This window comes from Candidatus Flexicrinis affinis (assembly GCA_016716525.1).
Lineage (GTDB): Bacteria > Chloroflexota > Anaerolineae > Aggregatilineales > Phototrophicaceae > Flexicrinis > Flexicrinis affinis.
In genome coordinates this window covers 289,836-301,009 of sequence record JADJWE010000001.1, presented here as the reverse complement: position 1 = coordinate 301,009, position 11,174 = coordinate 289,836, and the positions used below count along the sequence as shown (strand labels likewise).

The window sequence follows — 11,174 nt, the reverse complement described above, 5'->3', positions numbered from 1 at the left end:
TCACAGGAGCATCCCATGACCGGCTATCTCGAATTCGAACAACACATCGCGGAGTTGAACGACATCCTCAACGCGATCTCGATCCTCAAGTGGGATGCGCGTACGCAAATGCCGGGAGGAGGTGCGGCCACGCGCGGCAATCAACTGGCGACGTTGTCGAAGGTCGCGCAGGAACACTTCATCAGCGACAAGACCCTGCGCCTGCTTGACGCCGCCGAAGACGAGGTCGCCGGTGAAGACGCGGATTCCTACCGGGTGCGAGCCGTGCAGCAAACCCGGCAGTACTACGACATCATCCAGCGCCTTCCACTGGCGCTGGTCGAGAAGAAAGCCGCGCTCGAACCGGTGTCCGAAGGAGTGTGGCACGAGGCTAAGCAGACCAACAACTTCGCGTTGTTTGCGCCGTATTTGCAGCAGCAGGTCGACCTCGCCCGTCAGCAGGCCGACGCCATCGGCTATGACGAGCATCCGTTCGACGCGCTGGTGTTCGAGTACGAGCCGAGCGTGACGGCCAGCAAGCTGCGCGTGTTGTTCGACGCCCTGAAAGAAGGCGTACTGCCCCTGCTGCGTGCCATCGTCGAGCGCGGCCGGACGACCGAGCACCTGCTGTGGACGCACGAGTACCCGATCGACAAACAGAAGGCCTTCGGCCTCGAGATGGCGCAGCGGTTCGGCTATGACCTCAACCGCGGCCGGCTTGACATCGCTCCGCACCCGTTCGAGATTTCGTTCACGCGGCAGGATGTGCGAATCACCACGCGTTACAGCAAGACGTATTTCCCGATGGCCTTCTACGGCACGCTGCATGAAACCGGCCACGCCCTCTACGAGCAGGGTGTCGATCTCGCCCTGACGCGCACCGCGCTTACCATCGACTTCCTCGGCAAGTACCCGGTCGGCGGCACCAGCTACGGCGCGCACGAGTCGCAGTCGCGACTGTGGGAGAACCAGATCGGCCGCAGCCGGACGTTCTGGTTGGCTCACTTCGACCGCATGCGCGAGGTCTTCCCGGAGCAGACGCGCGGCGCGGACCCTGACCTGCTGTACCGCGCCGTCAACCGTGTGCAGCCCAGCCTGATCCGCGTCGAGGCGGACGAAGTGACCTACAACCTCCACATCATGCTGCGCGTCGAGATCGAGCTCGGCCTGATGGATGGCAGCATCAAGGTGGCCGACCTGCCCGAGCTGTGGAACGCCAAGATGCAGGAGTACCTCGGCGTGGTCCCGCCGGACGACACGCGCGGGGTCCTGCAAGACATCCACTGGTCGGGCGGCGGATTCGGGTCGTTCCCCGGCTATACAGTCGGCAACGTGATGTCCGCGCAGTTTCTTGAGGCGGCGCACCGTGATTTGCCCGGTCTGGACGACGCCTTGGCGCAAGGCGACTACGCGCCGCTGTTGGGTTGGCTGACCGAGAACATCTACCGGCACGGCCGGGCCTTCAGCGCGACCGAACTGCTGCAGCGCACGACCGGCCGCGACCTCACGGTTGAACCATACCTGAAGTACCTGACCGAGAAGTTTACCGACCTGTACGAGCTGGCCGGCTAACGCACGCTAGCCCATCTCGAACAGCGGTTTGAGCGCCGGATACGCCGCGCGGTACACCGCATACTTGCGGTCGTACTGGGCGGCGTGCTGGCGGTTCGGGTCGAAGGTGCGGCGCTCGGGCAGACTCAGCGTGTAGTTCTCGCGCGTTCCGCGGGCGACCTGCGCCGACAGCACCGCCCCGCGCAAGGAGGCGTGCTCGGCGCCTTCAATCAGCACGATCGGCAGGCCGAGGATATCCGTGAAGAGCTGGCACCACGCGTCAGAGCGGGTCGCTCCGCCGGTGAGGACCAACCGGTCGGGCGGTTCGGGCATCAGGACGTCGAGCACGTGCCGGTAGCCAAACACAACGCCTTCAAGCACCGCGCGCATCAGATCGACGCGATCGATGCTCGGGCTAATGCCGATGAACGCCGCGCGTGCCAGCGGGTCGATGAACGGCGCGCGCTCGCCGTTCAGGTACGGCAGGTACGTCACGCCGGTGATCGGGCCGGCCAGCGCCGCATCGATCGACGCGGTGTAGTCGTTCGCGTCGAACAGGTTCATCACCCAATCCAAATTGCCGCCGGCCGTGAGCAGCGGGGCCGCCTGCATGTAGCGACCGGCTTGCGGATGCGCCAGCGTGAACACGCCGTGGTCGGGCGAGCCGGACGCATCGGCGCTGAAGCCGACCCACCCGCTGGTGCCGACATACGCGTATGCCCGGCCGATCTCGCCGCTGCCCGCGCCGAGCGTCGTCGCGCCGGCATCGCCCGGCGCGTGGTATACGGGGATGCCGGCAGGAACCCCCAGAGCGGCAGCGGCGTGCGCGCTCACCTCGCCCGCCTCGGCCCCGCCCGGGACAACTGCTGGAAACCGCGACGCCCACGCCTCGATCCCCATTGCCTCAAGCAGCGGTTGATCGAACCAGCGGCGCGCGCGGATATCGAAGACGCCGGTCGTGGAGGCCGTCGTCGTATCGCAGGCCGCCGCACCGGTCAGGCGGTAGCACACGTAGTCCGCGCCGCCGAACAGCACCACCTGCGTGCGCGCCATCACGTCCGGCTCGTTGACCTGCACCCACAGCAGCTTGGCATACAACGCGTCGGCACCCTGTGCGTTGGCAGTCAAGGCGCGGAGGCGGTGCGGGTCGAACCGCGCATGAACCTCTGCTGCTTCCTGCTTGGCGCGCGTATCACTGTACAGAATGACCGGGTGCACAGGGGTACCCGCCGCGTCGAGCATCACGAGGTCTTGCATCTGGCCGGTCACGCTGATGGCGCCGACTTCGGCACGGTCATGCCCCAACGCGTGGCACGCCGCGACTGCGGCCTTCCACCAGTCGTTGGCGTCCTGTTCGACCACGCCGCCCTCGGCGCTGAACGTCGAATAGGGCGCGTCGGCCATCGTCACGATGGCGCCGTCATCACGCATTAGCACGGCTTTGACGCCACTGCTGCCGACATCCAGTACGAGCCACAATGTGTCGTTCATCGGGGGACTCCCTAGCGATCTATCCTCGCCGCCGCGAGATACTGCTCAACGCAACCGACGCGATGATGATGACACCGGTGAGGATGCGCTGCACGTAGGTGTCGACGCCGATCTGTGTAAAGCCGTTCGCCAGCACGCCGATCAACAGCACGCCCACGAGCGTACCCAACACGCGTGGTTCGCCTTCCTGACTCATCGTCATGCCGAGGAACACGGCGGCGATCGCGTTGAGCATCAACCCGTCGCCCAACGTCGGATTGGCGGTCGCCAATTGACCAGTCAGCACGACCCCTGCCAATGACGCTCCCAGCCCCGTGACCACGAACGTGAGCAGGCGCAGAAAGCGCACGCGCACGCCGGCCAACCGCGACGCCTCCATGTTACCGCCGATCGCGTACAGCCTGCGCCCGAACACGGTCTGCTCCAGCACGAACCAGACAATCGCCAGCACGATCAGCGCGATGATGGTCAGGTGCGGCAAACGCACGACCTGCTCGTTCAGCGTCAACAGCGGGATACCGCCGTTGGCGAAGTCGACCAGCCCGTCGGGGAACACCTGCCCGAAGATCGTGCGCCCGCCGCTGAGCGAGGACGCTGCGCCGCTGAAGACCGTCAAGGTTGCCAGAGTCGCCACGAACGGCAAAATCCCGACGTAGGCGATCAGCACGCCGTTGAGAATCCCGCCTGCTGCGCCGGCCAGCAAGGCGACCAGAATCGCCGTGCCCAGCGGATGATCGTTCTGCAGCATCAGCCCGACAATGATCCCTGACAAGCTCGCCATCGTGCCGACGCTGAGGTCGAAGTCCCCGACAACCATGACGACCGTCATCGTAAAGGCGACGACACCGAGGATGCTGACCTGCTGTGTGATGTTGAGCAGATTGCGCACGCTCATGAACGTCGCCGGCCGCTGCGACCAGAAAAAGGCGACGATCAGCAGGAATCCGATCAGTGTACCGAACGAGCGTAGGAAGCGACCCCAGTTGATCGACGCACGGGGCTTTTCGAGACGATCAGCCGACATGCGCAACATCTCCATAGCAGCGGGACAACAGGCTCGCCGGTGTTTCACCGGCAGACGGCACGATGTCGGAAAGCTGTCCATGTCGCAGGATAAGGATGCGATCGGTCATGCCGATCAGCTCCGGCAGATCGGTCGACGCCAACACAATAGCCGTCCCCTGTGCGCTGATCTGCCGTATCAGGTGGTAGATGTCGAGCTTTGCGCCGATATCGACACCGCGCGTCGGCTCGCCCAGCAGGAGCAGACGGGGCGGGCGGGCGAGCGCGCGCGCAAATACGACTTTCTGCTGGTTGCCGCCGCTCAGTTCACGGACGGTCTGGCGCGGCCCACGCGCCTTGAGACGTACGGAGTCGCCCAACTGGCGTGCCGTCGCGCGTTCGCGGCTGTGCGCCAGCAGTGCGCCGGCGCGGCTGAAATGCCGGAGCTGCGGCAAGGTGACGTTGCTGGACACGCTGTGCGAGAGGATCAATCCCTGCGACCGGCGCTCCTCCGGCACATAGGCGACCTGCCGGTCCCAAGCATGCGCGGGTGAATAGCGTTTCAACGGCGCGCCATCGAGCAGCACGTCTCCGCCAACGCGGCGGTCGGCGCCGATCAATGCACGCAGCAGGTCGGCCATGCCCGAGCCGGCCAACCCGGTCACGCCAACGATCTCGCCGGCCTTCACGTGGAACGAGATGTCGTGCACCGAGGCGGTGGTCACACTGCGCACATCAAGCATGGCCTCTGCACCGACCGGCGCGGTGCGCGGAGGAAAGACCTGTGTCAGTTCACGACCGGTCATCATCACGATGATCTCCGCGGGGGTCACCGAACCTCGGTCGCGCGTTCCAGCCAGGCGCCCGTCCCGCAGCACCGTCACACGGTTGGCAATCTGAAAGATCTCGTCCATGCGATGCGAGACGTAAAGCACCGCACTGCCGCGCGCGCGAAGCCGCCCGATGACATCGAATAGCTGCGCGCTCTCGCTGCCAGTTAGGGCTGCGGTCGGCTCGTCCATGACGTAGATCAGCGCGCGCTCACCGGCCCGCGTGACATCGTCGCCGACGAACGCGTGCGCGATATTGACCAGCATCTGGTCGCCGGGGCTAAGGTGCGCCATCGTCGCGCGCGGGTCGATGTGCGTGATGCCCAAGCGCTCCAGCGTCACGCGCGCCATGTCGTAAAGTCGTCGCCAGCGCACTTTGATGCCGAGTGCGGTCGGGTAATCGTGACCGAGGAAGATGTTCTCGGCGGCGCTGAGCTGCGGGACGGCGTGCAGTTCCTGATGGATGAAGCGTAGACCGTAGTCGAACGCCGCCTGGGGACTGCCGATGTGGGCACGCGCGCCGCGGACGTGAATCTCGGCGGCGTCCGGCGCAATGACACCCGCCAGTATCTTGATGAGCGTCGATTTCCCGGCGCCATTCTCGCCCATTAGCGCGTGGACTTCACCGACGCGCAGGTCAAGATCGACGTTGAGCAAGGCAGGCACGCCACCGTAGGTCTTGGTGGCGCGCTGAACAGTAAGCAGATTTTCCGATTTCACGATGAACAACCTGTCCGGGCAGAAGGTGTCGTCTGCCCGGACAATTGGAAGACGAAGATTCTACTGCGCCAAACAGGTCACGTTGGCAGCGGTGACGAGCGTCGTCGGGGCGTAGACGACCGCCTGCGTGAGAGTCTCGCCAGCCAGATAACGCTCGATTTGCGTGGCGACGAGGCCGCCGATGCCGGTGAAGTCCTGCGCGATGCTGGCCTCGAAGTTACCGCCCGCGCAGATCGCCTCAAGGGCCTGCGGGTTGGCGTCGATGCCGGTGATGACGATGCCTTCACCTTCACGGCCTGCCGCCTCGATAGCCTGCAGCGCACCCAACGCCGGCTGATCCCATGCTGCCCACACGGCCGAGATGCTGCCGGGTTCCGGGTTGGCCGCGAGGATCGCTTCCATCCGGGCGCGCGAGTCGGCGATGCCGCCGTCGGTCACGTCTGGCTCGATGAACTCGATCACCTCGATATCCGGCGTGTTACCAAAGATCGCTTCCGCGATCACGCCGCGCTTCTGCACCGGCGGATACGGGTTGAAGCCGAACATCACGACACGGCCCGCGCCGTTCAGCCGGTCGACCACGTAGGTCGCGGTCACGGCGGCCATCTCATACCCGTTGCTGGTCACGTTTACGAGCACTTCCGGCGCGCTTCCGGCGTCCATGCCGAACACGGGGATACCCGCTTCGACCGCTTCGGCTAGCGCCGGCACCTGCGACGGATCGACGTTAATCACGATCGCGTCGACGCCCTGCGTCACGACATCCTGAATGCGCGCGTTGACGGCAGGCACATCGCCGGCGGTGTCGATCACGGTGACGTTCCAGCCCTTCTCAGCAGCAGCGGCCTGGAAGGCTTCGACCATGAACTGCGTACCCGGCTGGGCGAGATACGGCGTCACGACGGCGATGGTGGGCGCATCTTGCGCCGCCGCACCGCCGACAAGTATCGCGAACAGCAGCACAACAATAACGAGTGAACGCCTTAGCATGAGGGTCTCCTTCAAACAACTCGGGGTCAGGCGGAGATTGTAGCGCATTACCGGGAACGCGCATCAAGTTGCGCTGCGAACGTATACCACGAACGCATGACCCGGAATCGTCACGCGACCGTCTGACTCCGGGCGGATTGGCGCGGCGTCCGGTGGTGGCGCTGAATCGTCGTCGGTGCGCCATTGTGCGTCGGCCGACGCCAGCGCAACCGACCACTCGCCCGCCGGAATCGGTGCGGTCAACTCCACGTCATCCGGGCCGATGTTGAACAGCATGCACACGTCGCTGTCCTCATGCCAGCGGCGCATGAGTAGGACGCGGTGTCGCTCGTACCCGATCACTTCCATCTGCCGCTTTTCCAAGTGGTGAAGCGCCGGGATCGTCTTGCGCAGGCGGATCAGCTCGGTGTAGAACGCCAGCATTGTCGCGTGCTTGCCGTGTCCGCGTCGCTCGAATCTCAGCTTCGAAGCGGAAAAAGTCGCTTCGTCCTGCGGATCGGGCGGCTCGCCTTCCCAGTTGAACGCGGCGAACTCGCGCTTGCGCCCCTCGCGCACCGCGTCCTGCAGGTGCGGGTCACCGTGATCGGTGAAGAACAGAAACGGGTTCGACTCTGCGTATTCCTCGCCCATGAACAGCAGTGGAAGATACGGCGACAGCAGCACCAAGCCTGCCGCCAGCTTGGCCGCTTCAAACGACACCAGCGTCGAGAGCCGTTCGCCGTTCATGCGATTGCCGATGTGATCGTGATTCTGCGCGCAGATCACAAATCGCTTGCCGGGAATATCCGGGCTGAACGTGCCGTGCCGGCGCTCATGGACCGGCGAGTACTGCCCGCCGTATACGAACCCGCGCCGCATCACCGGCGCAAGGTTGGCGAATTTGCCGAAGCCCTTGTAGTAGCTCTGATTCTCGCCGGTCAGCAGTGTGTGGATGACGTGGTGGACCTCATCGGCCCACTGCGCGTCCATGCCCACCCCGCCGGCATCGAACGGGCGCAGCAGACGATCATCGCTGCGATCGGTCTCCGCCATCAGGTAGATGCGCCGGTTCAATGCGTCGCGCTGCCGATGCACCGCTGCGACCAGCTCATCCAGCACCGGATGCGCGGACAGATCCGCCATCGCCTGTGTAGCGTCGAGCCTGAGCGCGTCGATGTGAAATTCGGTCACCCAATACAGCGCATTCTCGATGAAGTACCGGCGCACGTGGTCGGCATGCGCGCCGTCGAAATTGAGCGCCTTGCCCCATGGCGTCTTGTAGCGATCGGTGAAGTAGGGTCCGAAGTCACTCAGGTAGTTTCCCTCCGGCCCCAGATGGTTGTAGACGACGTCCAGCACGACGGCCAAGCCGCGCGCGTGACACGCGTCCACGAGCCGTTTGAGGCCGTCAACGCCGCCATAGCTGTTTTGAACGCAGTACGGCTGAACGCCGTCGTAGCCCCAATTGCGCGTACCGGGGAACTGCGCGACCGGCATCAACTCGATGGCTGTCACGCCGAGGTCGACCACCAGCGCGTCGAGGCGACCGATCGCGGCGTCGAATGTACCCTCAGGCGTGAACGCCCCGACATGCAGCTCGTAGATGATATACGACTCGAGCGGGAACCCGTGCCAGCGCTCGTCCGTCCATGCGAATTCGCGGGCGGCGATCGCCGACGGACCGTGCACGCCGTCCGGCAGCGCACGTGACGCCGGATCGGGCCGGCGCTTTTTTCCTTCCAGCACGACCCAGTAACGTGCGCTCGGCTGGATGCCGGTCAGCGTCAGCGTGTGATAACCGTCCGGATCGCGCTGCATCGGGTGCGAAACCGGCGGGTCGCCTTCGAGTTCGATGTCGACGTGCTGCGCAAACGGCGCCCACACGGTGAACGCGCACGTTCCGTCCGGCCGCAGCACGGCGCCGAGGTTCGATTCGCGGATAGGGGTCGAGGTCATCGCGGGGCATCTTTCGTGGTCGGCGGCAGACGCAACCGAGTGTAGCAAACGCGCGCAACCGCCCGCATGCAAAAAGACGGGCGCCACTCCCGGCCCCCGTCCAACGATCGTCATGGTCCGCGGCGTGCTCAGCCGCAGCCACCAACCCCGCATGCGCACGGCGCGTCAACCGATGTGTCGTCGCCCGCGCGCACGACCTCGTAGTACACCGGAAGCGTGACGACGAAAGGGCACGCGCCATGAACGCCGCAGGTATGGCACGTCGCCGTCTGCACACCGACCTCGCGCAGCCTGCCTTTGCGCACCCAGTAGCCGATCATGTCACGGACGATTCCGACCTCGAGCCCCATCTCGTGCGCAAGGTGACTGATAGACACCGGGACGGACTGATCCTCGAAGCGGTTGAGGACTTCGCGAAGCTGGCTGACCATCGCCCTAGCCCCCGATCCCCAACAGCGTGCCGGCTTGATACACGATCACCGCCGCCAACCACGCTACCGCAAACGTGTAGGCGATCTGATAGAGCGTGAAGCGCGTCCCGAACTCTTGACGCATCGCCGCGACAGTCGTCATGCACGGGGTATAGAGCAGCACGAATACGGTAAAGGCCACCGCCGCCAGCGGTGTGAAGACCTGCGTCAGCGCCGACTCAAGCGCCGTCGTGTCGTCTTCTTCGCCGCTTGCGCCGAGGAAGTCGGCCTCGGCCATGTTGATACCGGGGATAATGTTGACCGTGCGCGGGATGATGTTGACCACTTCTTGAACCGTCAGGACCAATGCCTCAACAAACGAGGTGCCGATGTGCGCCAAGTCTTCGCCAAACGTCGGAACTGGGTCGCCGTCGCTCGACGCCGAGGCCTCGCCGACATAGATTTGGCTCATCGTCCCGACGACAACCTCTTTGGCGACCAATCCTGTGATCAACGAACCGGCGGCCTGCCACTGGCCGAAACCGGCCGGGGCAAAGACCGGCGACACCGCCCCGGCCAGCGTGCCGAACACGCTGTCCTCCGGCGCGACATCGTTGAAGCGCCCGCTGGAATTGGCGGGGATCGCCATCAGCATCCAGATGATGATCGAGGACGCGAGGATGACCGTTCCGGCTTTGCGGACAAAGCTGCTGGTGCGCTCCCACGTCTGCCGCCACACGTCCCGCAGGTGCGGCGCACGGTACGGCGGCAGCTCCATGACAAAGGGCTGCGGCGGCTTATTGCGATAGACCGTCCGCTTGAGCGCCCACCCGGTGAGTAGGGCGACCGCGATGCCGAGCATGTACATCGCAAAGATCAGGTTGCCGGACCGCGCGCCGAAGAATGCTGCACCGATCACGACATAGACCGGAAGGCGCGCGCCGCAGCTCATGAACGTAACCAGAAAGCCGGTCAGCCTGCGGTCGTCTTCGTTTTCCAGCGTACGCGTCGAGTATACGGCAGGAACGGTGCATCCGAAGCCGACCAGCATCGGCAGGAAGCTCTTGCCGTGTAAGCCGATTGCGCGCATGAGACGATCCATCACGAACGCCGCGCGCGCCATATACCCGGAGTCTTCCAGCACGCCGATCACCAGATACAGCGCCATCAGCACCGGGACGAATACCAGCACCCCACCGACCCCGGCGATGACGCCATCGACCAGCAGTGCCGCGAACCACGTGCCGCCCAGTCCTACCGCACCCAACACGCCGGCCGTCCAGTGGGTGATCGGGCCTGCAATGATGCCGTCGACCCAGTCCAGAAACGGCGCGCTGACATTGGCCGTCAGTTGGAAGACGATCCACATCAGCAGCAGGAAGATGGGAACGCCATAGTACCGGTGCGTCAGCACCCGGTCGATTTTGTCCGAGGTCGTTTCGACCGCTTCGCGTGGGCGTGACAGCGCACCGCTAATGACCGTGCTGATGAAGGCGTAGCGCCCATCGGTGATCAGGGTCTCGGCGTCTTCGCCGGTGGACGATTCGATGCGCTCCGCAGCAGCTTCGGCATGTTGCAGCAGTGCCGGATAGGCACTGAGCCGCTCAGTGATATCGCTGTCGGCCTCGAGCAGCTTGATCGCCAGCCAGCGCGCGCGGTACTGTTTCGTCAGCTCAGGAAATGCGCCAATCGCATCGGCCAGCGGCGCGATCTCGCGTTCCACGGTTGGGTCGTACGTGATGAGAACGGGGCGCGCCGCGGTCGGCGTCGTGACCTGCTGGATGGCGTGCTTCAACGCATCGACCCCGATGCCGCTGTTGCCCACCGTATCGATCACGGGTGCGCCGCCTAAGCGGGCAGACAGCTTGGCATTGTCGATCGTCAGGCCGCGCCCGCGTGCGATGTCGCTCATGTTGAGCGCGATAATCACCGGCACGTCCAGCTCGAATAGCTGCGTCACCAAATACAGGTTTCGTTCCAAGTTCGCCGCATCGACAACCGCCACCACAGCGCCGGGCTGTTCGCCGATGATGAAGTCGCGCGAGACAATCTCTTCGATCGAATACGCGGTCAGGCTGTAGGTCCCGGGCAGATCGACGACGATCACGTCCTGACCACTCAGCCGCAGGCGGCCTTCCTTCTTCTCGACCGTCTTGCCGGGCCAATTGCCCACGTGCTGCCGCGAACCGGTCAGCGCGTTGAATAGGGTGCTCTTGCCGACGTTCGGATTACCCGCCAGCGCGATTTTCAGCGTTTCAACGGCCAC

At 64.6% G+C, this 11,174-nt stretch carries 8 protein-coding genes; 1 reads left to right on the top strand and 7 read right to left on the bottom strand.

Translation table 11 applies throughout. From position 1 onward, the window contains the following. Nucleotides 1-15 precede the first annotated feature (15 nt). Nucleotides 16-1,551 (top strand): carboxypeptidase M32, encoded by a 1,536-nt coding sequence (locus IPM16_01200; GenBank protein ID MBK9121725.1) that lies wholly within the window; start codon nucleotides 16-18, stop codon nucleotides 1,549-1,551. A 6-nt stretch (nucleotides 1,552-1,557) separates the two neighbouring features. Here IPM16_01200 and IPM16_01195 read toward each other — a convergent pair whose 3' ends face one another. The 7 genes from IPM16_01195 to feoB form a co-directional block, all read right to left on the bottom strand. After that, nucleotides 1,558-3,021, bottom strand: coding sequence for a hypothetical protein (locus IPM16_01195; protein MBK9121724.1), 1,464 nt, complete (start codon nucleotides 3,019-3,021; stop codon nucleotides 1,558-1,560). A gap of 19 nt (nucleotides 3,022-3,040) precedes the next feature. Further along, a complete protein-coding gene (locus IPM16_01190; protein MBK9121723.1) occupies nucleotides 3,041-4,045 on the bottom strand; it encodes an ABC transporter permease in 1,005 nt (334 codons plus the stop codon). Then, complete coding sequence (locus tag IPM16_01185; protein ID MBK9121722.1) at nucleotides 4,035-5,573, bottom strand: sugar ABC transporter ATP-binding protein; 1,539 nt, start codon at nucleotides 5,571-5,573, stop codon at nucleotides 4,035-4,037. Before IPM16_01185 ends, IPM16_01190 begins: the two co-directional genes overlap by 11 nt. Nucleotides 5,574-5,633: 60 nt before the next feature. Continuing rightward, complete coding sequence (locus tag IPM16_01180; protein ID MBK9121721.1) at nucleotides 5,634-6,563, bottom strand: substrate-binding domain-containing protein; 930 nt, start codon at nucleotides 6,561-6,563, stop codon at nucleotides 5,634-5,636. A gap of 63 nt (nucleotides 6,564-6,626) precedes the next feature. Beyond that, the gene (treZ, locus tag IPM16_01175; GenBank protein ID MBK9121720.1) at nucleotides 6,627-8,498 is read right to left on the bottom strand and encodes a malto-oligosyltrehalose trehalohydrolase; all 1,872 of its coding nucleotides are present in this window, start codon (nucleotides 8,496-8,498) and stop codon (nucleotides 6,627-6,629) included. Between the two features lie 128 nt (nucleotides 8,499-8,626). Beyond that, nucleotides 8,627-8,929, bottom strand: coding sequence for a hypothetical protein (locus IPM16_01170; protein MBK9121719.1), 303 nt, complete (start codon nucleotides 8,927-8,929; stop codon nucleotides 8,627-8,629). A gap of 4 nt (nucleotides 8,930-8,933) precedes the next feature. Next, the gene (gene feoB / locus IPM16_01165; GenBank protein MBK9121718.1) at nucleotides 8,934-11,174 is read right to left on the bottom strand and encodes a ferrous iron transport protein B; all 2,241 of its coding nucleotides are present in this window, start codon (nucleotides 11,172-11,174) and stop codon (nucleotides 8,934-8,936) included.